Here is a 25,625-nt window from a genome sequence, read left to right on the forward strand (position 1 = left end):
TTCACCTCTATAAAAGTGTCTTCACGTAAGCACGTGTTTCCTGATCTACTTGGAAAATAGTCTCCAAATCAGGGTTGGGTATTGCCTCATGGCGGTTCATCGCATTTTCAACGAGCGCCTCGATGTCTTGAAATGCTACCTGCCCATTTAAGAAGCCGGCAACAGCAATCTCATTTGCTGCGTTTAAAACAGAAGGCATCGTTCCACCTATTTTACCAGCAGTGTACGCTAATTTCAATGCTGGGAAACGATGAAAATCCATTTTATCAAAATGAAGCGTGCCGAATTCCGTAATATCAAACGGTTTGTTGAACGAAATACTCGCTCTTTCCGGGTGCGTTAGCGCGTATTGAATCGGGACACGCATATCCGGCAAGCCAAGTTGCGCAATATGACTTCCATCTTTAAAAGCGACCATCGAATGAATCACACTTTCACGATGAATAACCACATCAATCGCATCATAATCTAAATCAAAAAGCCAATGTGCTTCAATGACTTCCAAACCTTTGTTAAACATCGTCGCTGAATCAATCGTAATTTTGTTTCCCATCGACCAGTTTGGATGCGCCAAAGCTTCTGCGACGGTCACATTTTTCAATTGTTCACGCGTCTTGTCGCGGAAACTACCACCCGATGCCGTCACGATCAATTTATCAATATTCGCCGGGTTCTCACCTTGTAAACACTGATAAATAGCCGAATGTTCGCTATCTACGGGTACGATCTTGACGCCTTTTTCTTTTGCCGCACGCATGACTAAATGTCCCGCGGTTACGAGCGTTTCTTTATTCGCAATCGCGATTTCTTTACCCGCTGCGATCGCGTCAAGCGTTGGTTGCAAGCCCACACTTCCCATCACCGCATTAATTAAAATATCGCCATGACTGTACGTTGCAACTTCCTGTAAGCCCATCGCGCCATAATAAATCTTGATGTCAGGAAATTCTAACTTCAGTTTTTCGTAATCTCGGCGATGTTCCACCGATACGATTTCTGGTTTAAACGCCCGGATAATTCCCATTCCAAGCTTCATATTTCTTCCAAACGAAAGCGCTACGACCTGGAAAAGCTCTGGATGTTCTTTTACAATTTCAAGTGTTTGGCTCCCGACTGATCCCGTCGCGCCTAGTAAATTAATTTTCCTCATTAGTACACCTCTATTTTATAAAATTTGAAGTATATGTAGCAAAGGTAACAGGAGCGGCAATACAAATAATAAATTATCAAACCGATCTAATACCCCGCCATGTCCAGGCAGTAATTTCCCTGAATCTTTCACGCCATAATAACGTTTCAACGCTGATTCCACTAAATCTCCCAACTGTCCAAAAATAGAAAGCACCACAATAAGAATGCCAATCACAATTGGATTTCCATCAAGACCCATGTACAGATAGTAGCCTCCAGCGATTAAAACAGCAAACACGATACCCCCAACAAAACCTTCCACCGTCTTATTCGGACTCACATTTGGCGCTAGTTTATGTTTCCCAAGTGAGCGTCCTACAAAATAGGCCATCGTATCCGTTATCCACACAATCAAAAGCGCGAAAATAACGTATTCCAATCCCGCATTTCGCGTTTCAGCCAAGTAATGGAACCCAAGTCCCGTATAAAAAGCCGCTAAAATACCGATTCCCACTTGATCGAAATGGTATCTATTTTTCGAAAATACCGTATAGGAAAGCAATAGTGCCATACACACAAAAATAATTTCCATTTGCGTAATATCGTATTCCCCTAGCCACTCTAAAAAACGGCTCGGTGCCGCAATCGTAAGTGTCAAAACAAGTGTAATGACGCCGTTCACTGAAAATAAACTCTGCTTCGTCATCACCAATATTTCATATAATGCGATCGCTGCTAACAACATGCTGAACAGTTCGAATGGCAATTTTCCGTAAATCACAAACGGTAGGAACACCGCTAATGCTACGATTGCCGTAATAATTCTTGTTTTCACAATATATCCTCCCTATAGACCCCCGAAACGTCTCGAGCGATTCTGATACTCCACAATCGCCTGTTTGAAATCACTTTCCGAAAAATCAGGCCAATGCGTCTCCGTAAAATAAAACTCGCTGTACGCAAGTTGCCATAACATAAAATTACTCAATCTTAGTTCGCCACTCGTACGAATCAGCAGATCAGGATCAGATAAACCAGCGCTCATTAGATGCTTCGCTAACCTTTCTTCCGTAAAATCGTCTGCCGTTAAACCTTCTTCGAGTAACTCGCGCATTGCCGCTTGCGTCGCCGTTACAATTTCTGCACGCGATCCATAATTAAGCGCAAAATTGAGAACCAATCCAGTATTCCCTTTTGTCGCTTCGATAGCGCGTTCCACTGCATCTAGCGTGTGACTCGGCAGTTCTTCCTTATACCCCATCACATTTACCCGCACATTCTCTTCCATCAATTCAGGAATAAACGTATCGAAAAATTCACCGGGTAGCTTCATTAAAAAATCGACTTCATCATTCGGTCGCTTCCAGTTTTCAGTAGAAAAAGCATAGAGGGTCAAGACATCAATTCCGACACCACTCGCATAACGCGTCATCCGCTTCACCACTTGCATACCTTCACGATGCCCAGCAACGCGAGGTAAGAAACGCTTCTTCGCCCATCTACCGTTACCATCCATAATAATCGCAACGTGGCTTGGCAAAGGAAGTTCCGCTGAAATTTCACTATTTATCATATTCTCGTCTTGACGAAATATTTTCTTAAACATGTTCTTTCCTCCAATAGAATTACCAAGAGTCGGCACGTCTATACCTATAATAACAAAAATAACAGCAATTATGTACTATAACTTGCTCAAGTTAAATAAGAAATTAATGAGATTCGAGATATTTCTTGATTTTCCTATTTCAAAATGGCCTTATTTCTATAAATCAGAGAGGCACTTCCTTATTTGAAGAAAATGCCTCTCTGTAGAACTTTTGGACTCGTATCATTAATTGATTGAAGTCTTAATATGCATGAGAGTCGTGTGAGTTTGTAATCTGTCAGCGGGGATTATACCGCTGAGTTTTGAATTAGCTCTTAGTTTTTATTGAAGTTGGGGATCTGAAAGGGGTGGTATCTCAACATTTTTTGTTGGTTGAGATTTTAGCGCCTTCGGATCCAGCTCTGTTGTGGTTCTTGAAAAGCGTCGTTTGCTTTTTTAGAACCTCAATATGCAGTTGAATGTAATGAAAATGCCTTCCTTTTAGTAGCTCCTCGTAAAAGTCAAAAGAGGACTTTTACTGCGCCCTCTAACAATTTCTGTCGAGGCTAACGGGCTGTTTCCGCTCTTCTATACTTCCATGATCTCTTCTTCTTTACTCTTCGCAATCTCATCCAATTTCTTAATACTCGCATCGGTCAGTTTTTGCACGTCTTCTGTGAAATTACGCAAATCATCTTCGGTAATATCGCCGGATTTCTCTAATTTCTTCAAGTCATCATTTGCATCGCGACGTACGTTACGGATGGCTACTTTTGCGTCTTCTGCTTCTTTTTTCACTTCTTTTACTAGTTCTTTACGACGTTCTTCTGTTAATTGTGGAATCGCAATACGGATTACTTCGCCGTCGTTATTTGGCATAATTCCAAGATCTGCTTTTAAAATCGCTTTTTCGATATCGCCCAGCGCTGTTTTGTCGTAAGGTGAGATCATTAGTAAACGTGCTTCTGGAACGCTCACTCCTGCTACTTGGTTGATTGGTGTTGGAGCGCCGTAGTAATCTACAGATACGCGGTCAAGTAGAGACGCGTTCGCACGACCTGCGCGGATAGATCCTAATTGATGTTGTAGCGCTTGCTCCGATTTTGTCATTTTGTCTTTTGCTTGAGCTAAAACTTCTTTACTCATTCTTATTTCCTCCCTCTTACTATTGTTCCAATTTTTTCGCCTAGGATAACGCGTTTGATATTGTTTTCTGTTTCTTCAAACGAGAAGACGACTAATGGAATATCGTTGTCCATGCTTAAAGATGATGCCGTCGTATCCATAACCTGTAAATTGTCTTTAATCACATCAAGATAAGAAAGTTCATCATATTTTACGGCTGTGTCATCCAATTTTGGATCGGCACTGTAAACGCCATCGACATTATTTTTAGCCATCAAAATAACTTCTGCCTCGATTTCAGCTGCACGTAATGCTGCCGTTGTATCAGTTGAGAAATAAGGATTCCCAGTTCCCGCTGCAAAAATAACAACGCGACCTTTTTCCAAGTGACGAATCGCTTTACGTCGAATATACGGTTCAGCTATCTGACGCATATCAATGGAAGTTTGAACACGTGTAGCTACACCAACGTTCTCTAGTGAATCTTGTAAGGACAAGGAGTTCATAACTGTTGCAAGCATTCCCATATAATCTGCCGCAGCCCGGTCCATTCCCATCTCACTGCCAAGCTTACCTCGCCAAATATTGCCACCACCGACAACGATAGCGACCTCCACACCAAGCTCTACAACCTCTTTTACTTGTTGCGAAATGGAGTTTACAACGCGGGGGTTAATTCCAAACCCTTCCGTTCCTGCTAAAGCTTCACCACTAAGTTTCAATACTACTCGTTTATATTCTGGGGTATCCATATTGACCTCCATCTACTTTCTATTTGGCTCATTCCTAATACTTGGAACAACTCCATCATATTCTATAATACTAAAAAAAAGCATGAAGCAAAAGCATTTTCGTGTAAATTTCAAAAATAATATTTTTCCAGCCTAATTTAGCTACTATTTCTTACCACTCTATCGTATAATAAAGAGCAACTATTAGGGGGGATTTCATGAACGCCATCAAAATATTCCAAACATTAAAGACTTCTTTCTTTTATACCCGTTTTAATTCGTGGTACTACATAAAGTTCGTCTTTATTTTACAAGCTATCATACTTTTACTCGCACTTCCATTTCTAGCGTTATTTTTTCAAGTCATGACGACATCGCTTGGATATGACAGCATCACCGATCAAAATATACTTGAATTTTTGCGCAATCCGCTTGGCCTTATATTTGCTCTCCTATTTGGGTTATTCGCGCTCTTTTTTATCTATCTTGAATTATCTGTATTAATTCTTGTTGCTTACTATCATCAACAACAAATACCATTCACGATCCGAATGATTCTTCGCAAAATTATGCGACAATCGAAATATTTATTATCTTTCCAATTTGTTTTCTTTCTATTATATTTCGTTCTCATTGTACCGATTGCTGGCATGGGACTTCATTCCGAATTGACGGATGGGATTTATATTCCAAATTTCATCGTGAACGAATTACTTAAATCCACATCTGGCTCGATTCTTTACTTTAGTTTTATCGCCGTTGTGATCTATATTAATATTCGTTTACTCTTCTCGCTCGCCATCTTCCTTACTGGCGATCATACCATTTTTCAAGCGATTAAGCGCAGTTGGGTGACGACGCGTTGGCAAACTTGGCGCATTGTGGCGAATTTCTTATTATTCTCTCTTATTGGCGCAATTTTGCTATTCATCACGGCTTTCATTTTCCTATTTCCGACGATTCTAACAGAGCAATTATGGGCCCCGGCCGCTCCAGTTGTAGCTGGGATATCCTTGACGTTAAGCCAGATTTTCTTTGTTGTTGCCTTTACGATTACGCCAATTTTTATTGCTCATGCTGTCATTTTTATGTTTTTAACACGGGAAAATAAAGTCGTGGCCAAAACGGAAACGAGAGGCGCTAAGCGGAAACATCGCAAGTCATTTTATGTCGTTATTACGCTTGGAATCGCAGCGCTCGTAACGATTAACGGTGTCTATTTAAACGAAGTCACATATAGCGATAACACGCAGATCATCGCCCATCGCGGATTAAAAAGTACCGGTGTGGAAAATTCACTTGAAGCGCTCCACGGTGCTGCGAAAATCGGCGTTGATTTTGTGGAAATGGATATACTTGAAACAAAAGATCACCAATTCGTCGTGTTTCATGATACGAACTTAAGAAGGCTAGCTGGGATTAATCGAAATGTTGCTGATATGACGCTTGCGGAACTTGAAAAAGTAACGATTAGGCAAGATGGCTTCACGTCGACTATCCCCTCCCTTGAAACGTACATCGATCATGCGAAAAAATGGAACGTGAACCTAAATATCGAAATCAAGACACATGGTGGTGAATCCAAAGGTTTCATCGCTAATTTCGAGAAGATCGTGAAAGATCATGGCGTTGAATCCAGTTATATTTATCAGACGCTTGACCGACCTATCGTCGAGACCATTAAGAAAAATTATCCTGCGATGCGTATCGGCTTCATTGTACCGCTTAATTTTGGAAATCTCGTTAATATCAACGCCGATTTTATCGTCATCGAGGAGTTCTCTTATAGCGCAAGTATGCAAGAACAAGCGCATGCGCGTAATATGGATCTGCTCGTTTGGACGATTACGACACCAGAAGCCGCGCGGAAATATATGCTTGCTGGTGTTGACGGAATTATCACGGAGATACCAGCAGAAACGATGAAAGTGCAAAGCGACCTGCGTGAGGATCAAGCTGTTAGTACGAAATTATCTGATGCTATTGATTTATTTACTGGTAATTAATACAGACGAGGCAGCCACTTGCATAAGCCTCCTGTTTTAGCTATACTTACTTTTGTAAGGAGTGGAACGTACATGCCTAAAAATGAAAAATGGAAAGCGCTAGTCGATGTTAATATTTTGTTTATTCTATTCGGCTACATTTGTTTATATGTGATGTATAGCGGTAATTGGCCAGAAAGCCTTCTATTTATTGTCGCTATTTTAATGGGAGTTGCTGGTTGTTTCGGATTTTATCTAAGCATTAAAGGGATGCAAATGAAGCGCAAACCAATGTATCAGATTTTCCTGATGATGGCCTCGATTATCCCTGCAATTATTGGCATTATTTATTTCATCATCTATGTCATTACGTTATTTTAACGATCAAAAGCCCGATGTCTCCGCAATTTTGGAGGCACCGGGCTTTTTTTAATTATTTTGCTCTAAGCATTCATAAACTGCCATCATTTCTCGTTTGTTCAGTTCGCGAATCCGATTAAAAATGGGAATATCCGCAACGTTTTCTGTTCTTTCATTTTCTGGAACAATATCGCTTACTTTACCTGTTAGCCACGTACGCACGTCTGTACCCTCGATGACTTCTTTTAGGCCTTCATTATCGAGACCAGTCGCAGAACATGTTACACACGGTATAGATAGCTTTTGTACGCCATCATGGAGGCCATCTTCTGAGATCACTTTCTTCCCTTTACAGAATGGGCATGGGTGATTTTTTTTGACTTTGTTAATTTGCGTCACGATTTTTTTATACCCAAATGCTTCGTAAACATAGGTCAGTTTTTTATATTTACCATTGACGAAATACGCATCAATAATTGTTTCGCGTGTTTCGGTAATTTTATCGAAATCACAGATAGTAACATGATTTTTGCGACTTATTGCTTCCATACTGCCCTTTATCTGATCCCAGAATGGCACCGCGTTTTGCAACACCATTTCATAACCGACAAAGCTCGCCTGCTCCAGCTCCAGCATTTTCAGCGCAACTTGTTTGTCTCTCGAAAGCAACGAAACATCTTCTGTAAGTAGCATATCTCCACCTACAATGGTCTTTAATTTCTCGAGTTCTGGTAGCGGACCAACTGTTTTAATAACGTCATCGATTGGCTGACCAATAATTTCGCGAATATCCGTCCCGCCAAATTCCAGTTTTCGATGGTGACCGAGTACCGTTCCCTCACAAATTGGACAAACAATCATTTCTTTCGATGCCTTCATTTGCTCTTTAATAATCGATTTTGAAATCACAATATAGCGCCCGATAATCATGTTAAAACCTTGCCAAATTCTTCTGGACTTACCAGCTTTATCATAAAATGATTTTTCCCAATACCCGTATAAGAAAGTATGTTTTTCCGCATCTGTCATCTCGTTATAGCTCTTGCTCAAATCATGACCGAGCTCTTGCTTAATTTCTTCAAACAAGAATTCTATCTTCTGGAACTGGAAAAATTCTAAAACTTTCATGATATCAGGGTGTAGCATACCTTCCCAAAATGGCGCGTTCTTATCTTGAATCACCAAATCAAAATCAAATTCCTCGATAAATCGGCGTCCAGAACAACTTGGGCAATGGTTATCCGCAGAATAAAAATCAAAGCTTCTCGTATCCTTGTTCGTCGGATGAGATGCCACGATATGGTTAATCAGACCACCCATTTCGAAGAGGAAACTATACTGACTATAAAGATGGCGTTCTAGATCAATCGCGACAACCGGCGCAATCATTTCGGACTCATATTCCCCGTAAATCAAGCGAGCCATTGACGATAAGCTTTTCAAAATACCGCCTTTATAGATGTTCTCCGCATTTTTGAAATAAGCAATAGGATCTTCCTCTAAATAATGAATGCCTTCTTGCTTTTGGAGTTTGGATGAAATCGTCGTTGCCTTCGCGCTACCTTCTCCTTTTTTCAAACGGTAAAAATCTTCATGGCTCAAAATATCAAGTTTCTCCACTGGCTCCTGCTGCCGTTTCCCAAAATCAACAATGAAATCCGAACTTTCTAGCATATAATCATTATGTTCAATCATCACGATCGAAACCGTTTCGTCTTCCAAAATCACCCGAATACTATCAATAAACTGGTTTAAAATATTTTGCGATAACCCTTTGGAAGGCTCGTCAAAAATGAAGAGCGTGTGCGGGTTTTTCAATCCTGAAAAAAGTTCCGAGACTAAGTGTACGCACTGGAATTCACCAGTAGATAACGTCTGCGTTTTTCTTTCTAACGTCAAATATCCAAGTCCAAGTTTGATCAATAGGCTCAAGCGTTTATGCGCGATATCCTGCTTCGGCAACTCCTCCAAAATATCTTCAATCGAGCGCTCAAATAAGTTATCGATATCATCACTATATTTCGTCAGTTTTTGCTTAATATCAAGGAAAGTTGCCACGGTTGAACGGCTTGTGATCGATTGATTTCGATTTTGACCAACCATAACAAGCTTGTCTTTCGGGTAACGTTTCAGGAAATCAGTCGCGATGCATTCGTTTACAAGCGTCGATTTACCACATCCAGATTCACCAGTAAACGTCACCAATCTATTTTTAGGAATCTCGATTTCCGCCATTTGGATGTTACGACAATGCAGCTCTTTAAATTGATAATATTCCGTTGGTGTTTCTTGATTCAGCCCTACAAGAATTGGCGCAGGTCGTGGCGATTCTTCGACGATTTTTCCACCGTATTTCCCACTACCAGGCCCGAAGAAAAGCTCTTTATCTGTCGTATTAAGCACCGTATCCGAGTGATCAATCAGCCAAATTTGGTTTTTATAGCCCAATTTTTTAATTTGCTCTAAAATTTTCAATAGCGTCTGGTGATCAAGCCCTACAGAAATTTCGTCAATAATGATCACGGTATTTTCACTTGTCGCCATGAATTCTGCCAAATAAAGTCGCGTTAATTCGCCACCTGAAAGAGTTCCCATGATCCGATTCAGCGTTAAATAGCCGATATTCATATTGATAATATTTTGTAAGATATGCTGTTTCGCCTCGCTAAGTTGCAATTCATCTTTAAGAGACAGCAACGTTTCCAGACTTAAATTATTGAGGTCCGAAATACTTTGCTCCCGTCCCAATATATCGATTTTATATTCTTCTACCTCTGGATTAAAACGTTTCCCGCCACACTTTTTACAGGTGACATTGCTGTTAGAACCGCGCCCTTTACAGCCTTTGCACCAGCCGAGTTCATTATTAAACGAAAATAATTCGGGCGATAAGTTGAATTTTTCCGCCATGGCAACACGAATTTCTTTAAAAACACCTGTATGAGTGCCAATTGTGGAGCGTGGGTTGGATGAGATAGACGATTTGCCAAGAAAAAGAACGAGTGGCATGTCTTCCATTTTGATCGCGCTGAAATTTGTTTCCATCACCTCAGGAAATAAATATTGATATTCCGCTTTTGGCAATAGAGAAACGAGGCGCTTCTTAGACTCTTCCCCAATCGTTTGGCAAAAAGTTGTTTTCCCTGAACCTGATAATCCCGCGATTCCAAGCGATTTATCTGCGGGTAGTTCGGTATCTAATCGGTGAATATTGTTTGCGATTAATTGATTTATTTTCATTATAGTATCTTCCCCATTCTTCAAAGTAGTCAAATAATGATTGCCGAAATATTATTATCGCATAACTTGCTATGTAACACCATTCTCAAACGCTTACGCTTTCGAATTTGTACTCTTTTCCAACATGATGTTTACAATCTCGTCTTTTGTTAGGTCAGACGCTAGCATTATTTCATCTTCTATCCCCAATGAATCATTTGCAAGCCACCATTCTTTCAGCTTTTCCACGCCAAATTCATGCGCATTTTCTCTCGTTTCATGCCTTTTTACCGTCTCAGAAAAAGGAATATCAAAATAATAAACGTCCGCGTTGTTATCGAAAGAATGCAGGAGCGATTGAAGCATGTTTTGATAATTAGCCTTGCCCAAAATTCCTTCTACGATGACATAGGCACACTTACCATTACCATATTCAGCAATAGTTTGAATGAGTTCCACGCTTAGATTCCCGCAACGATCTCTCACACGAAGCATATCGCGGCGAACTATATCTTGAGAAACGAGTAATGTCCCATCTCCTAATTTTTCCTGCAATCGTCTAGCAACTGTCGTTTTCCCACTTCCAGAATTTCCACGAATAATAATTAACTTCGATTCCATCAGATATCCTCCATTCTATTTACGAACAAAAGCGAACTACTGCTCCAAATTGGCTGCAATAGTTCGCTTTAATCATTATAAAACTTCTACCATTTTTTTCTTCTTATTTTTCACTGGATTGAGTTTGCGTTCGACCCAACCAAGCAATACATCTGCCATAACAGCCATAAGCGCGGTCGGAATTGCACCAGCTAGAATAATCGCCGTTCCATTTGTTGCATTTGTTCCACGGACGATAATATCACCGAGTCCGCCTGCACCAACGAATGTACCAATTGCGGCAACACCGATCGCGATAACAAGGGCATTTCTAATCCCTGCCATAATCACGGATAACGCTAGTGGTATTTCAATCATGCGTAATACTTGCCACTTCGTCATTCCCATCGCTTTTCCCGATTCAAGTAAGGCACCATCGACGTTTTGAATACCCGTATAGGTGTTTTTTAGAATGGGTAGGATCGAATAAAGGAATAGCGACAGGACAACCGTGTTCGTGCCGAGTCCCATGACAAGCATTAGCATCGCGAGTAAGGCCAGCGCCGGAATCGTTTGAATCACGTTCGCTGTTTGGATAACCCATCCTGCTAATTTTTTCTTGCGAGCAATATAAATACCTAGTGGGATTGCCACAATCGCTGCGAAAATAACCCCGTAAGCACTCATTAAGAAATGCCGCCAGAATGCTTCCATCACGTATGTTGCGTTGGTTTGATAATAGTCAATGAGTTGTGAAAATGTATCCATTTTGTCGACACCTCCTTATTTATCTTCAAAGTAATTGTGTTTCTTCAAAAATTCTTCTGCAACGATCGACGGTTCTTTCAATTCCCCATCGGCTTCATAGTTCAGCTTTTGCATTTCTTCCGTTGAAATTGTTCCTACAAGCTTTTTAATCGTTGTTTTCAGCTCCGGATGTTCTTTCAAAATAGCATCCGTTGCCATTGGTGACGCATCGTATGGCGGGAAGAATTGCTTATCATCCTTCAAAACGACCAAATTATACGTTGGAATCCGACCATCCGTAGAATAACCAAGCGCAACGTCCATTTGATTATTTTTCAGAGCCGTATAAATCAAGCCAATCTGCATCGGGAAAATTTTCTTAAATTCGATGTCATAGTCTTTTGAAAAGGCTTTATAACCATCACCAGCACGTTCCATCCAAGAGTTATCGACACCTGCAACAAGCTTATCTTCTACCGCACGCATATCGCTGATTGTTTTTAAATTATATTTCTTCGCTGTATCTTGACGCACCATGAAAGCATACGTGTTCGCAAATCCATACGAACCGAACCAGTGTTGATCAAAACGCTCAGAAAAACCTTTTTGAACGGCTTCTAATGCTTTTTTAGGATCTTTAATTGGCTCTTCGCCGAGTGGTCCAACAAGATCTGTTCCTGTATAACGCGTCGCAGAAATGTCGATATCACCATTCACCATCGCTTGGTGTTGCACAACGGATGAACCGAGATTATTCACCATTTCTACTTTTAAATCTGTATCATGTTCAATCATTTGTCTAACAATATTGCCTACAATCTGTGATTCTGTCGTGGACATAGTCCCGATTTTAATCGTGCCGTCTGTACTGCCGCCGAGTCCTGGCAACGCACACGCCGATAAAAGAGATACGCCAAGCAGGATGACAGCTGTAAGCTTGAGTTTTTTCTTCATCATTTCTACTGTCCCTCCTTACATATTCTCTTTTGCTGCACGAATTGCTTTTGGTGTAATCCGAACTTCCAATTTACCTAGGAAAAATTCAACTAATAGCGCTAAAATCGTAACTGGAATCGCCCCACCGAGAATTAAATCTGGGCGATATAAGTTCAATCCGTTAAAGATAAAGTCACCGAGTCCGCCTGCACCAATGTATGAAGCAAGTGTTGCCCAGGCAATGATGTATACAGCCGATAAACGAATACCCGCCATAATCACGGAAATCGAGTTGGGAAGTTCGACGTTTTTGACAAGTTGCCAAGAAGTCATCCCCATGCCTCGACCTGATTCGATCAAGTTTTTGTCAACTCCGCGAACCCCGATAAACGTATTTCGCATAATCGGTAGCACAGAGTAAATAAATAATGCTACAATCGCTGGTATTTTACCAACGCCTAGAATTGGAATAATAAAAGCCAAGATCGCTAGCGATGGTACTGTTTGTAAAACACTAACAATCCCAATCACAAAATTAGCGATTTTCGGCGAGCGTGTCAAAAGAATTCCCACAGGTACAGCCACAACGATCCCCAATATTACCGCAGAAAGCGAAATATAGAGATGTTCCCACGTTTTCACTAGCAGGTCATGGCCGTTGTCTTGGAAAAATTGCGTAATCGCGTCCATTAAAAATAACCTCCTATTTTATTCGTGTACTTCCTCTTTTTCAAGTTCTTTCGTTGCTTCCGCTTGCTCTGCGGCAACTTCTTCTACATCGCCCCAAATCGAATCATAGACGATATCAACAAGACTCGCACGTGTCACGATCCCGACTAAGCGGTTTTTCTCATCCACAACTGGGACATACTTGAACCCACGTTTTAGAATCCGCTGCATCGTATCGCGCAGTAACGTATCTTTGCGAACGTAAAATACATTTTTATCCAAAATATCAATAACAGATGTCGCAGTTCGGCGGTTATGCTCGATCGCTTCTACATCAATTATCCCTTTCAGCACATTCTGGTCATCCGTCACAAGTAACGTATCCACTCGACGTTCCTTCATCAGTTGGATCGCCGCTTGCAATGATTTATCCGCCGTAATCGAAACTGGCGTGTTATTCATAATCTGCTCAACAGTCGTCACATTCGGGCGCGCCTCGATTAAGCGATCTTTCCCGATAAAGTCCTCCACGAATTTGTCAGCAGGATTTCGTAAAATTTCATCTGGCGTATCAAACTGAACGACCTCTCCACCTCGCATGATCACAATCCGATCCGCAAGTTTGATAGCCTCATCCATGTCATGCGTTACAAAAATAATCGTCTTTCCAAGTTCCCGCTGCAAATTCTTGAATTCCTCTTGCAAAGAATCACGCGTAATTGGATCAAGCGCACCAAAAGGCTCATCCATTAAAATCAAGTTCTGCTCTGCCGCAAGCGCACGCAATACCCCAATACGCTGTTGTTGACCACCACTTAATTCATATGGATAACGGTCTAAATATTCTTCAGGCAAATCAACAAGTTTAATCAACTCGAGCGCCCGTTCATTTTTCTTTTCCTCTGACCATTTTAGAAGCTTAGGAACAAGCACGATGTTTTCGCGGATCGTCATATGTGGCATCAGCCCAATTTGCTGAATAACATACCCAATCGAACGACGCAATTTCACCGCATCTTCCTTCATAATATCTTTGTCATCAATAAAGATTTGACCTTCTGTAGGCTCAATCAAGCGGTTAATCATTTTCATCGTTGTTGTCTTCCCGCAACCACTTGGTCCGATAAAACAAATAAATTCGCCGCGATCAATATCTAAGTTTAGATCTTTGACCGCCGTTTTACCGCCCTTGTAAATTTTTGAAACATGCTCAAATCTTAGCAATCTAGACACCTCCGAGTTTATTTAACTAGCAAAATTATCTACTAGTTTAGTTCTGAGAAAAGTAGCTGAAAAAGGAATAAACATTTTCAATCCTACTTACCCACGAAATATGTATTCCCATCTCGAATGATAATGAAACATTTCATATACCGCCGAAAAACGATGGAAAAACTTATCAATAAAAAGAAATAAAAGTTGGGAAATTGGCGCTCCTCAACTTTTAACTGGTTACATATTGGGAACACAGTTATAGTGAGTAGAAGATCAAAAAGTTGATTCTATTCCGAATAACACAGCCCTTTCAATAAGTATTATAACGTAACTAAAATCAAAAAGCGAGTCTCCATGCCTCATTTATGCCTATTTTAACCTAAAAAACCCCCTCCAAATGCACTACTCATAGGCAATTAGGGAATTTTCGGATTTCTTGATTTTGATGTCTAATAAGGGGTTAAAAATGTACTTCTGAGCTTAAAATACACTTATCAACTAGCAGCAAAAATAGACCACAAAACATGAAAAATTATTGGGATTATTTAACCAGAAAATGAGCCCTATGTGGTATAATTAATAAGCCGTCTGCCTCTAGAGACGAGTTTTAGCATCTAGAGAAGGGAGGGTAGTATCATGATTATTTTTTCCGCTGTCATTGCGCCGATCGTTGTTGGTTGTGTCCTTGCACTTTTCAGCCACTGGTTGGAGACACGGCGTAAGCACTACAAACGCAGACGGTAAGTCTAACCAAAAAAAAGCCCTTATCTCCCGCCAGAGATAGGGCTTTACATTTTGGATAGTACCATGATCATTCTTTTCCTACATTCATTGTACCATGGAAAGGAATATCCGTAAATATATTTCCGCTAATACGATCACTTAGGCAAAAATAGCTTTGGTGAAATCTTCATCAAAATACTGACAATAATCCCAGCTACAACAATAGTCAAAATACAACTAGCCCCATTCATCACAAGCGAGAATAGTTGCGCGGACCATCCTTTAAAAGCATAAGCGCCCCAAAATAATACACCAGCAAGATAATGCCAGAAATACCGCGCTACGCCACCGATAATCATCGTAGCCCACGCCCATCCGATTGCCTTATTAAGTTTACCTTCTTTCAAATAACCCCGCACCTGCACTGCAAATACACCAGCAAAAGCGATAAAAAGAAAAGCAACAATGTACTCAAGAAAACCCTGTAACGGACTCAAAATATAGGCTTTACCTGTCACAAAATGAAGAATCCCCCACAATAAACCTGAAAAGCCAGCAGCCCAAAAGCCACGTCTGATAGCAATGATATACATCGGAATCATGCCGAGTGAGATGGACAATGACGATCCAAAATCCAGTGGAATAAAACTGAGAACCATTGCGATTGCTGCAAAAATAGCACATTCAAGCAACGTCAATAATCGCGTATTACGCATAAAAATACCCCCTTCTTTTTTTGGTAAAAACGTACCGCAGAAGAAAGGAGTCATATCATCTAACTATGTATCAGATACCACTTCATTCGCCACAATCCCTACGCTCGTATTAACGAACAGGTTCAAAGGGTCAGAATCCTAAAAATCAGGAATCAATCTCAGCCAAGGCCCCCCCTGTGGTAACGTCTCAAGATAGATGCTTACTCAGTGTAAATTAGCGACAAGCGCTCGCATCCAACAGATACAAACGCTTTCGCTCAATTTGTGTAAAACGATATCTACAGCCTATCCCAAAGATAAGCTTCATAGTCTATCGATCAAAGAGTTAGTTTCACTATCGAATATCCAAATAACCCCTCTAGAGTTTGTAATCTAGGCGACTTATTTGTTTATCTGGTTTTCATTATAACAGCATTTTTTAGAAAGTCCAGTCCCCTGCTCTTTCAATGCGCACCTAAACATGATAGAATAGGAGTAATTGCGTTTTTGACATTCAATATGAAAATTTCAGTTGGAAACGCGTGAATTTGGGAGGACGAAAATGTTAACTGTAAATAATGTATCTTTACGTTTTGGCGATAAAAAATTATTTGAAGATGTTTCTATTAAATTTACACCTGGGAATTGCTACGGCTTGATTGGTGCGAACGGTGCTGGTAAATCTACTTTCTTAAAAGTACTTTCTGGTGAGCTTGATTCGCAAAGTGGTAACGTGCATATTCCTGCTGGCGAACGTTTGACCGTTTTGAAGCAAGATCATTTCCAATACGATGAGGAAGTTGTTCTAAAAACCGTTATTCGCGGACATGATCAACTGTTTAAAATCATGGAAGAAAAAGATGCGATCTATGCAAAAGAAGATTTTAGTGATGCAGACGGTATTCGTGCTGCGGAACTTGAAGGTGAATTTGCAGAGCTTGATGGTTGGGACGCAGAGCCAGAAGCTGCTGTTTTGCTAAGTGGTCTTGGTATTACGACTGATTTGCATGATAAATTAATGAAAGACCTTACGGGTGGCGATAAAGTCAAAGTTTTACTTGCTCAAGCGCTATTCGGTAAACCTGATATTTTACTTCTGGATGAGCCTACCAATCACCTGGACATCAAAGCAATCCACTGGTTGGAAGAGTTCCTAATTAACTTTGAAAATACCGTTATCGTTGTTTCCCATGATCGTCATTTCTTAAATAAAGTATGTACACATATTGCCGATCTTGATTTCAGCAAAATCAAGCTTTACGTTGGTAACTATGATTTCTGGTATGAATCTAGCCAGTTAGCACAATCTATGATGGGCGATCGTAACAAGAAAAAAGAAGAGAAAATCAAGGAATTGGAAGCCTTTATCGCACGTTTCTCGGCCAATGCTTCGAAATCAAAACAAGCAACCAGCCGTAAGAAAATGCTCGATAAAATCACGCTGGAAGATATTCAACCTTCTAGTCGTCGCTACCCGTTCGTACAATTCCATCCTGACCGTGAAGTTGGGAACGATTTGCTAACTGTAACGAATTTATCGAAAACAATTGATGGCGTAAAAGTGCTAGATGACGTAAGTTTTATCATTAATCGTAACGATAAAGTTGCCCTTGTCGGTGACGATGAAGTTGCAAAAACAGTATTCTTCCAAATCCTTGCTGGCGAAATGGAACCAGATGAAGGCGAATATAAATGGGGCGTAACAACAACCCAAAGCTATTTCCCGAAAGATAATTCCGAGTTCTTTGAAGAGAACGATATGAACCTTGTGGAGTGGTTACGCCAATACTCCCCTCAAGATGATAGCGAAGCATTTTTGCGCGGTTTCTTAGGACGTATGCTATTTAGTGGCGATGAAGTATTGAAGAAAGTTCGTGTCCTTTCCGGTGGTGAGAAAGTTCGTTGTATGCTATCGAAAAACATGCTTTCCGGTGCGAATGTTCTATTGATGGACGAACCTACCAACCATCTGGACTTAGAATCTATTACCGCATTAAATAACGGTATGATCCAATTTAAAGGCGCGATGATTTTCGCTTCACATGATCACCAGTTCTTACAAAGTGTTGCGACTCGTATTGTTAACCTTTCGAAAGATCAATTCTATAATAAAGAAATTTCATATGATGAGTATCTTGCTGAAGCATTGCATGTGACGGAGTAAGATAACGAACGCTAAAAAGCAGTAGAATGGCCTTTAAAATGGCTCTTCTACTGCTTTTTGTTTCTACTCATCACATAGGTATCATAGTAATTTCCATCTGCCAGTTTTTTATCAGCTTTCAAGCGGCCTTCGATTTCAAAACCAAATTTCGTGTACATCTCGATAGCTTTCCGGTTCGTTTCTAAGACTGTTAACGTGATTTTTCGGATACTATTTCGGTCTGCCCAGTGTATCGATTTTCTGAGTAACTCAGGTCCAACGCCCTTCCCCCAGTGATCTTTTACGACGGCAACTCCAAGCATTACTTTATGCTTAGATCGATTAAGATTAGTACCTTCACATCTTGAAAAACCGACGAGCTCCCCAGTGATTTCTGCTACTAAAAATAAGTTGTTCACCGAAGTCGTATCTATTTTTATGATTTCTTGAAAAGCAACTTCATCAAGGAAGTCCTCCCCTCGTTCTCTATCCATATTTTCCGTTTCTCCGTCAATCTGTAGGCGAATTTCGGCTAATCGTTTCGCATCTTCTATTTTGGCTAGTCGTATATACATAGCATTCCCCTCCGTCAAACAAAAAAGCACTTCCCATCAAGTTTCCCAGATAAGAAAGCGCTATTTGTTATTTTTTCAAATTAATTCGTCCTGTATCACTCTTAATTAATTTATCTTTGTTATACGTCGACCATGAAAATTGGAACCAATCAATGTCTGATACTTTATCCAATTTTTCAAGTGGAAATGTGATCGTGCCTTTGATTGTTGCACCAGGTTTCATTTTACCATCTACTAGATCAGAGAGAATAATATCTGCGGCTAATTGTTGACCGTTGATGGTTACTAGCTCGCCTTGAAGCGGATACGTTAGTAGTTCATTTTTAGTATTATTTTTAATTTCGATAGTTATTGTCAATGTTCCTGGCATATCTTTGTCTTCCATTGTCGAGTGGACGACTTTTTTCTCAACAGCGACGGTTGATATTTTTTTATCCATTCCGTCCGCATTATTGTGCCAGTTTACATTATATGTTTCTTTTCCTTCTGACTTTGTGCTGCCTGTTCTGCTATCAGAGCTATAACTCGCGACTTGTTCTTGCAGTTTATTGTAGTTTGCAAATGAAATGAATACGCCGATAACAGATGCAATGATAAGGACACTTGCGCCACTCACGACATAAATTCCAATTGTGCGTTTGGATTTGGTGAATAGCATGATAAGTCCAACGATAAACGCTAGAAATGCAAAACCCATTAGTGTAAACCAAATAGCCATGTTTTTTTAACTCTCCTTGCTTGAATGATATTGTTTACTATAACATATGTTGAAGGTTTTATGAAGTATCTTTTGTTGGGTTAGAGCTGTCATGTGGATTGGAGTGTAGTATATTCCGCTAATTTAGAAACTTTAGGTGCGTTTAGATACTTATAGGATTAGTTAAAAATATCGCTTTAACTCCAAATCAAGCTGGAGTTAAAGCGATGGTTTTTTTATTAGAGCGGTTCATCTTGTTTGGAGATGGATCGTTGTTTCTAGAGAAGTTTGGTATCTTGGGGAGCTTTTGTCTTGGGTTTTGTGGGTTTTGATGTCTGGTGCCTTCGGATCCAGCTTCTTCGGCCAGCCCCTCGAAATTTTCGGTGCCTCCATAAAAGTCGAAAGAGGACTTTTACTGCGCCCCCTAACAAATTTTTTCGGGTCTAACGGGCCGTTTCAGCTTTTCAGGGGATCCAGCTTCTTCGGCCAGCCTCTCGGAATTTTCGGTGCCTCCATAAAAGTCGAAAGAGGACTTTTACTGCGCCCCCTAACAAATTTTTTCGGGTCTAACGGGCCGTTTCAGCTTTTCAGGGGATCCAGCTTCTTCGGCCAGCCTCTCGGAATTTTCGGTGCCTCCGCAAAAACCAGAAGAGAGTTTTCACTGCGCCCTCTAACAAATTCTGTCGAGGCTAACGGGCTGTCTGCGGTTTTCTATACTTCCATGATTATCGGCAATATCATCGGTCTACGCTTCGTCTGTTCAAACAGATAGCGGTTCAGCTGGTCGCGGATGTCTTGTTTTAATTTCGCCCACTCGAATTCTTTGTCTTGTAGGTTCTTCTCTACAATTTTCGTCACAACTTCTGATGATTTCTCAATCAAATGTTCTGATTCGCGCATGTAGATAAATCCGCGTGATGTGATGTCTGGACCTGAAATGATCGCTTTGGATTTGCGGTTTAATGTTACTACTACGATGAAAATACCGTCTTCTGATAGTAATTTACGATCGCGTAATACGATATTTCCTACGTCACCAACGCCTAGTCCGTCAATCAATGTATTACCAGCAAACACGCGGTTTCCTGCGGTCATGCGACCATTTTTATATTCGATTAATTCGCCTTTTCCTGCTACGAAGACGTTTGATTTAGGCATGCCAACTTGATATGCTAGTTTTGCATGAGAAATCAACATCCGGTATTCGCCGTGAACTGGGATGAAGTATTTTGGTTTCATTAAGTTTAACATTAATTTCAAATCATCTTGACTACCGTGGCCAGATACGAATAGATCGCGGCTCATTGTTAACACGGTTGCGTCCGCTTTATACAGCATATCAATCGTTTTTGCCAAAATGGTTTCTGATGATGGTGATGGTGTCGTTGTAAGGTAAATTGTATCGCCTTTTTCAATGTTGACTTTCGGGTGCTTGCCTTGTGTCATCAATTGTAATGATTGAATTGGTTCGCCGAGATTACCTGTTTCAATGATTACGATTTTATCAGCTGGTAATGTTTTCGCTTCTTTTAAAGGAATAACGAGATCGTCGCTTTGTAGTTGGATCTTGTTTAATTTCTTCGAGATGTCAAAAACACGCTCTAATTCTTTCCCAACGATGGCTACTTTGCGGTTTGTCGCGAATGATGCGTCCAGTACTTGTTGTATACGAACAAGATTTGATGCAACGCACGCTACGATAACGCGGCCTTCTGCGGAACGAAAAGCATGGCGGATTTCTTCATCGATAAGGCTATCACTTGAAGTTGCGCCAGCATGTTCTGCTTCTGAACTGTCGGAAAGTAAGACCAGAACGCCTTGTTCGCCAATTTCAGCGATACGACCTAGACTTGTTTCATATCCTAATTTTGCTGATTGGTCGAATTTGAAATCGCCTGTGTAAACGATCGCGCCTTCGCTTGTATTCAGAACAATCCCTACAGAATCAGGAATCGAGTGGGTTGTACGGAAGAACTCCGCGTCCACATTCGGGAATGATAATTTTGTTTTTTCATCAACAATATGGAAATCGTTGAAACGAATTTTTTTATGTTCTTTGAGTGCCGCTTTAGCAAGAGCAATCGTTAATTCTGTGCCGTAAACAGGTGCTTTAATTTTCGCAAGCACGTACGGTAGGGCTCCAATTGCATCTTCGTGACCGTGCGTTAGAAAAATAGCCTCGATCCGCTCTTGATTGTCTTCTAAATATTTAATATCAGGAATAACGACGTCGATGCCCAATAATTCGTCTTCTGGGAACATCAAACCTGTATCCATGATATAAATAGACTCGTCTACTTCTGCCACGTATAAATTCTTTCCACTTTCGTCTACTCCGCCAAGTGGGATAATCTTAATGTGTTTTGCTTTTTTAATTGTCAAAGGTTATTCCTCCTTCCTCTTATTTCAAATAATTTTGGAATGCTGTTTCAATTGTTTCTATTTCTGTTTCTGTTAACGGCGCGAGTGGCAATCGTAAATGCCCAACGTCGACGCCGAGTCTATTGACCATATGTTTCACTGGAGCTGGATTTGGCGCGATAAATAACGCATTCATCAACGGAACGAGTTTGCCATGAATCTCTGCGGCTTTTTTCGTATCGCCTTCGTCAAAAGCGCGAATCATCGTTTGCATTTCAGGCCCAATAACGTGACTCGCAACCGAGATAACGCCATTTCCACCTAGCGCATAAATCGGCAATGTAAACGTATCATCACCACTATACACCGCAAAATCATCACCCGTTTCAGCAATGATTTTCGTGATATTATCAAAATTACCACTGGATTCTTTGACCGCGACAATGTTATCAATTTTCGCCAGCTCAATGATTGTTTCTGGCTCAATGTTCACAACCGAACGACTTGGTATGTTATAAATAATCACTGGTAGCGTCGTAGCTTTAGCAATCGCCGCAAAATGCGCGTAAAGGCCCGCTTGGTTCGGCTTATTGTAATATGGCGCCACGATCAGAACAGCGTCAATACCATCGATTTTCTCGACTTCTTTCGTGAATTCGATCGTTTCAGCAGTATTATTAGAACCCGTTCCCGCAATAATTTTCGCGCGACCTTGGTTTGTTTCCACGACTTGTTTGAATAACTTGATTTTTTCTTCATGCGAAATCGTTGGCGACTCCCCTGTCGTTCCAGCCACTACAAGACCATCCGAACCATTTTCAATCAGGTGGTTCACCAAGCGATGAATCCGTTTCTTACACACTTTATCTTTCTCGGAATTGTATGGCGTCACCATGGCTGTCACTACTTTTCCAAAATCCATTATGTTATTCCTCCTCCAACTCATTTTCAATACAAAATTCGTCATGAAGTGCGTTAACTGCTGCGATTAGATCCGTTTCTCCGACTAGAATCCAGACGGTTGTATGGCTATCTGCGGACTGCAAGATGGCAATATTTTTCGCGGATAAAGCAGAAACGATTTTGGCAGTAACACCAGGAACTCCAGCGATACCAGCGCCTACGATCGAAACCTTCGCGCAATTCTCGGTAGTTTCAGCAATAAATGATGCTTCTTTTAAAAGTGTCAATACGTGCTCGCGCTTTCGTTCAGGCACGGTGAACACGATCTCGTTAGTCGAAATATTGATAAAATCTAAGCTAATACTTGCCTCAGCCAAAATCGAGAAAGCTTTTTGTTGGGTATGGACGCTATCCGTCTTCACTCGCAGCTGCGTCAAATTGGTAACATGAGCGATTCCCGTAACGAGTCGTTCTTTCACGTCAAAACGGCCACTGACATCGGTTTGCGATGTAACCAGTGTGCCCTCTCCTTCTAAATAAGTCGAGCGAATGCGGAGCGGAATCTTGGCCTGCATCGCGATCTCAACGGCGCGCGGATGAATCACTTTGGCGCCTTGATATGCCATGTTGCTAACTTCATTATAACTCACAGTTGGCAGGGATCGCGCATTTTTAACGATTCGTGGATCGGCGGTAAACATCCCATCAACGTCGGTAAAAATATCGATCCGATCGGCAGCAAGTGCGACGCCAAGCGCTGCGGCAGATGTATCACTACCTCCACGGCCAAGCGTTGTAATATCGCCATTTGGTGCGCTACCTTGGAATCCTGCGACAACAACAATGTCCACCGTTTCCAATGTCTCTCGTAAACGCGTCACATCGACCTCTGAAATTTTGCCAGCCGTATATTCACCCGTTGTTCGAATACCTGCTTGCGCGCCAGAAAACGCGGTCGCTTTGATTCCAGCCTCCAAAAGCATATTCGTGAACACAGCTGTCGAAATCGTCTCCCCAACAGAAAGCAACATATCTTGTTCGCGTAACGATAGTCGCGTTTCCTTGGCGCCGATGAGTTCGAGCAACGTATCTGTCGCGTATGGATCTCCCAACCTGCCAATCGCCGAAACAACAACGACAACTTTATAGCCTTGATCAATCGAATTCTGTAAATGATTAAATGCAAGCTGGCGGGATTCCTCGTTTTGCACGGATGTCCCACCAAATTTTTGCACGATAATTTTCATTTGTTACACCTCAATTATTTCACGTTTTTCAGATGATTTCTTGTTCAATTAATGATTCAGCAATTTGAATCGAGTTCCAAGCAGCGCCTTTTAGCAGGTTATCCGATACAATCCACATGTGGAACCCTTTCGAATCGTCGAGGTCATGACGAACACGCCCAACGAAAACCTCTTTTTTACCAGCCGAACTTGCCGCATGCGGATACACTTGGTTCGCTGTGTCATCCTCTAAAATGACACCAGGAGCATTACGCAGAAGCTCTTGAATTTCAGAAACCTTCACGTTATCTTGCTCGATTTCAATATAAACAGACTCCGAATGGCCCGTGATAACTGGAATACGCACACACGTTGCCGATACTTTTATTGACGCATCACTCATGATCTTTTTCGTTTCATTGACCATCTTCATCTCTTCGTATGTATAGTCATTATCCGTGAAAACATCAATCTGAGGCAAAGCATTAAACGCGATTTGGAAATGTTTTTTGTCACCTTTCACAGGCATGACAGCAGGCGTGAATTCTTCCCCATTCAAAATTGCTTGAGATTGCGTTTGGAGCTCATCAATCGCTTGAATACCAGATCCCGAAACCGCTTGATACGTCGAAACAATAATCCGATTCAGGCCATACGCCGCACGAATCGGTTGAAGCGCCGCAACCATTTGGATCGTCGAACAGTTTGGATTAGCGATAATGCCTTTGTGGTCACGAAGCGCCTCTGGATTCACCTCAGGAACAACAAGCGGTACATCAGGATGCATCCGGAACGCACTCGTGTTATCGATCACAATCGCACCATGCGCCACAGCATCTTTCGCAAATCGCTCAGAAATAGAACCGCCAGCACTGAACAAAGCAATATCCACACCCGCAAAACTTTCAGGCGTCGCTTCTTTGATCACGACTTCCTCCCCGCGGAACGTCAATTTTTTACCAGCAGAACGCGCCGAAGATAAGAACGAAACTTCCTTTATTGGAAACGTCACATCTTCCAGTAATTGAATCATTTGAGTCCCTACAGCGCCAGTTGCACCAACAACGGCTACATGATAACTTTTTGTCATTCTATTTCCTCCTTGGTTTTGTTGTATTTTGTCGGAAAAATCGAATACAGAAGATACACCTATAAATTTAGATCTATCGCCAAACTGATTGTTTCCGAGTAAGACTTAATTTCTGCTTTACGCAAAATCGAGCGCTTGTCGCCGATTTACTTCTACTCTGTTTTTCACATTTAACTTATCATACCACAAAAGGACGCATTTATCAGGTTTTTGCATGGGATTTTGAGGAGAAATTGAAATTTTTTTGGTTGTGAGACAGCGCACGAAAATTCGCCTGCACTTTTTCTGCATTTTCAGCGCCCTTTTTCATTGTAAGATAGCTCTTGTAAGACACGCAAAATAGAGAAATGGAGTTGACACACATGGATGAAATGGTAAAAACAGGACAAAGTTGGTTAAACAAAACGTATCAAAAATATGTCGCGAAAGGCGATTATCAAACGATTCCTGAAAACGGTAAAACAGGATGGACAACGATTTACGCTTTAACTCGCGCCCTTCAAATCGAACTCGGCATCTCACCTACCGCGGATAATTTCGGACCGGGAACAGAGAAAGCATTCAAGCCGTTAACGATGGGAGCAACCGACGCAAAACCGAGCAATATCAACTATATTCTGCAAGGCGCGTTCTATTGTAAAGGCTACAGCCCAGGCGGTTTTACTGGAACATTCGGCGGACAAACGCAAATCGCGGTTAAAATGTTTCAAAAAGACGCAGGACTCGCGACGCAAGACGGGATTATTTCGACGATTATTATGAAGGCGTTACTTGATATGAGTGCGTTTCAGACGGTGAGCGGTGGTATTTTCGCCGTTCGAACAGTGCAGCAAAATCTAAATCGCGATTACAGTGCTTAGATCGGCAAACTCGTTCCTTGTGATGGCTTATACGGTCGCGATACGAATA

The 25,625-nt window shown here is 41.2% G+C and carries 23 protein-coding genes and 1 riboswitch; of the genes, 5 read left to right on the plus strand and 18 right to left on the minus strand.

What is annotated here, in order from left to right:
• Positions 1 to 7: 7 nt before the first annotated feature.
• From UE46_RS08815 to pyrH, 5 genes are all read right to left on the minus strand, one after another.
• A complete protein-coding gene (locus UE46_RS08815; protein WP_036061977.1) occupies positions 8 to 1,150 on the minus strand; it encodes a 1-deoxy-D-xylulose-5-phosphate reductoisomerase in 1,143 nt (380 codons plus the stop codon).
• 15 nt (positions 1,151 to 1,165) lie between these two features.
• Positions 1,166 to 1,966, minus strand: coding sequence for a phosphatidate cytidylyltransferase (locus tag UE46_RS08820; RefSeq protein ID WP_036061974.1), 801 nt, complete (start codon positions 1,964 to 1,966; stop codon positions 1,166 to 1,168).
• A gap of 12 nt (positions 1,967 to 1,978) precedes the next feature.
• A complete protein-coding gene (locus UE46_RS08825) occupies positions 1,979 to 2,737 on the minus strand; it encodes an isoprenyl transferase (RefSeq protein ID WP_036061971.1) in 759 nt (252 codons plus the stop codon).
• A gap of 567 nt (positions 2,738 to 3,304) precedes the next feature.
• Positions 3,305 to 3,862, minus strand: a complete 558-nt coding sequence (gene frr / locus UE46_RS08830; protein WP_036061969.1) for a ribosome recycling factor — start codon at positions 3,860 to 3,862, stop codon at positions 3,305 to 3,307.
• A 2-nt stretch (positions 3,863 to 3,864) separates the two neighbouring features.
• Positions 3,865 to 4,593 carry a UMP kinase gene (pyrH, locus tag UE46_RS08835; protein ID WP_118907557.1) on the minus strand — a complete coding sequence of 243 codons (729 nt, stop codon included), beginning with the start codon at positions 4,591 to 4,593 and terminating at the stop codon, positions 3,865 to 3,867.
• 197 nt (positions 4,594 to 4,790) lie between these two features.
• Between pyrH and UE46_RS08840 the strand changes: the two genes are divergently transcribed.
• Positions 4,791 to 6,578 carry a glycerophosphoryl diester phosphodiesterase membrane domain-containing protein gene (locus UE46_RS08840; protein WP_036061966.1) on the plus strand — a complete coding sequence of 596 codons (1,788 nt, stop codon included), beginning with the start codon at positions 4,791 to 4,793 and terminating at the stop codon, positions 6,576 to 6,578.
• A gap of 72 nt (positions 6,579 to 6,650) precedes the next feature.
• Positions 6,651 to 6,938, plus strand: a complete 288-nt coding sequence (locus tag UE46_RS08845; protein ID WP_036061964.1) for a hypothetical protein — start codon at positions 6,651 to 6,653, stop codon at positions 6,936 to 6,938.
• A gap of 48 nt (positions 6,939 to 6,986) precedes the next feature.
• Here UE46_RS08845 and UE46_RS08850 read toward each other — a convergent pair whose 3' ends face one another.
• From UE46_RS08850 to UE46_RS08875, 6 genes are all read right to left on the minus strand, one after another.
• Positions 6,987 to 10,157: an ATP-binding cassette domain-containing protein gene (locus UE46_RS08850; protein WP_118907558.1), complete on the minus strand. Its 3,171-nt coding sequence runs from the start codon at positions 10,155 to 10,157 to the stop codon at positions 6,987 to 6,989.
• 93 nt (positions 10,158 to 10,250) lie between these two features.
• Positions 10,251 to 10,757: a kinase gene (locus tag UE46_RS08855; RefSeq protein ID WP_036061962.1), complete on the minus strand. Its 507-nt coding sequence runs from the start codon at positions 10,755 to 10,757 to the stop codon at positions 10,251 to 10,253.
• A 75-nt stretch (positions 10,758 to 10,832) separates the two neighbouring features.
• The gene (locus tag UE46_RS08860; RefSeq protein WP_036061959.1) at positions 10,833 to 11,504 is read right to left on the minus strand and encodes an ABC transporter permease; all 672 of its coding nucleotides are present in this window, start codon (positions 11,502 to 11,504) and stop codon (positions 10,833 to 10,835) included.
• A 15-nt stretch (positions 11,505 to 11,519) separates the two neighbouring features.
• Positions 11,520 to 12,440, minus strand: a complete 921-nt coding sequence (locus UE46_RS08865; RefSeq protein ID WP_036061957.1) for an osmoprotectant ABC transporter substrate-binding protein — start codon at positions 12,438 to 12,440, stop codon at positions 11,520 to 11,522.
• Positions 12,441 to 12,455: 15 nt separating this feature from the next.
• The gene (locus tag UE46_RS08870; protein ID WP_036061955.1) at positions 12,456 to 13,109 is read right to left on the minus strand and encodes an ABC transporter permease; all 654 of its coding nucleotides are present in this window, start codon (positions 13,107 to 13,109) and stop codon (positions 12,456 to 12,458) included.
• Positions 13,110 to 13,127: 18 nt separating this feature from the next.
• On the minus strand, positions 13,128 to 14,312 hold the full coding sequence (locus tag UE46_RS08875; RefSeq protein WP_036061953.1) for a betaine/proline/choline family ABC transporter ATP-binding protein: 1,185 nt from the start codon (positions 14,310 to 14,312) through the stop codon (positions 13,128 to 13,130).
• Positions 14,313 to 14,939: 627 nt separating this feature from the next.
• On the opposite strand from UE46_RS08875, the gene UE46_RS08880 reads away from it, so the two are divergent.
• Positions 14,940 to 15,047 (plus strand): type I toxin-antitoxin system Fst family toxin, encoded by a 108-nt coding sequence (locus UE46_RS08880; RefSeq protein WP_118907559.1) that lies wholly within the window; start codon positions 14,940 to 14,942, stop codon positions 15,045 to 15,047.
• A gap of 134 nt (positions 15,048 to 15,181) precedes the next feature.
• Here the strand turns inward: UE46_RS08880 and thiT are convergent, their stop codons facing one another.
• Complete coding sequence (gene thiT, locus UE46_RS08885) at positions 15,182 to 15,742, minus strand: energy-coupled thiamine transporter ThiT (protein ID WP_036061951.1); 561 nt, start codon at positions 15,740 to 15,742, stop codon at positions 15,182 to 15,184.
• A gap of 77 nt (positions 15,743 to 15,819) precedes the next feature.
• A riboswitch (TPP riboswitch) is annotated at positions 15,820 to 15,927 on the minus strand.
• Between the two features lie 356 nt (positions 15,928 to 16,283).
• On the opposite strand from thiT, the gene UE46_RS08890 reads away from it, so the two are divergent.
• Entirely contained in the window at positions 16,284 to 17,885 is a 1,602-nt protein-coding gene (locus UE46_RS08890) for an ABC-F family ATP-binding cassette domain-containing protein (protein ID WP_036061948.1), read from the plus strand.
• Positions 17,886 to 17,932: 47 nt separating this feature from the next.
• On the opposite strand, the gene UE46_RS08895 is transcribed toward UE46_RS08890, so the two are convergent.
• The 6 genes from UE46_RS08895 to UE46_RS08920 all read right to left on the minus strand — a co-directional run bounded on the left by UE46_RS08895 (position 17,933) and on the right by UE46_RS08920 (position 24,716).
• Positions 17,933 to 18,439, minus strand: a complete 507-nt coding sequence (locus tag UE46_RS08895; protein ID WP_051493005.1) for a GNAT family N-acetyltransferase — start codon at positions 18,437 to 18,439, stop codon at positions 17,933 to 17,935.
• Positions 18,440 to 18,506: 67 nt separating this feature from the next.
• A complete protein-coding gene (locus tag UE46_RS08900) occupies positions 18,507 to 19,157 on the minus strand; it encodes a hypothetical protein (RefSeq protein WP_036061944.1) in 651 nt (216 codons plus the stop codon).
• A 690-nt stretch (positions 19,158 to 19,847) separates the two neighbouring features.
• Positions 19,848 to 21,518 (minus strand): ribonuclease J, encoded by a 1,671-nt coding sequence (locus tag UE46_RS08905; RefSeq protein ID WP_036061942.1) that lies wholly within the window; start codon positions 21,516 to 21,518, stop codon positions 19,848 to 19,850.
• 19 nt (positions 21,519 to 21,537) lie between these two features.
• Positions 21,538 to 22,419 carry a 4-hydroxy-tetrahydrodipicolinate synthase gene (dapA, locus tag UE46_RS08910; RefSeq protein ID WP_036061939.1) on the minus strand — a complete coding sequence of 294 codons (882 nt, stop codon included), beginning with the start codon at positions 22,417 to 22,419 and terminating at the stop codon, positions 21,538 to 21,540.
• Between the two features lie 4 nt (positions 22,420 to 22,423).
• Positions 22,424 to 23,647, minus strand: coding sequence for an aspartate kinase (dapG, locus tag UE46_RS08915; RefSeq protein WP_036061936.1), 1,224 nt, complete (start codon positions 23,645 to 23,647; stop codon positions 22,424 to 22,426).
• A gap of 28 nt (positions 23,648 to 23,675) precedes the next feature.
• Positions 23,676 to 24,716: an aspartate-semialdehyde dehydrogenase gene (locus UE46_RS08920; protein ID WP_036061933.1), complete on the minus strand. Its 1,041-nt coding sequence runs from the start codon at positions 24,714 to 24,716 to the stop codon at positions 23,676 to 23,678.
• A 362-nt stretch (positions 24,717 to 25,078) separates the two neighbouring features.
• On the opposite strand from UE46_RS08920, the gene UE46_RS16300 reads away from it, so the two are divergent.
• A complete protein-coding gene (locus tag UE46_RS16300) occupies positions 25,079 to 25,576 on the plus strand; it encodes a peptidoglycan-binding protein (RefSeq protein ID WP_051493004.1) in 498 nt (165 codons plus the stop codon).
• Positions 25,577 to 25,625: the final 49 nt, after the last annotated feature.

The organism is Listeria weihenstephanensis (assembly GCF_003534205.1).
GTDB classification, from domain to species: domain Bacteria; phylum Bacillota; class Bacilli; order Lactobacillales; family Listeriaceae; genus Listeria_A; species Listeria_A weihenstephanensis.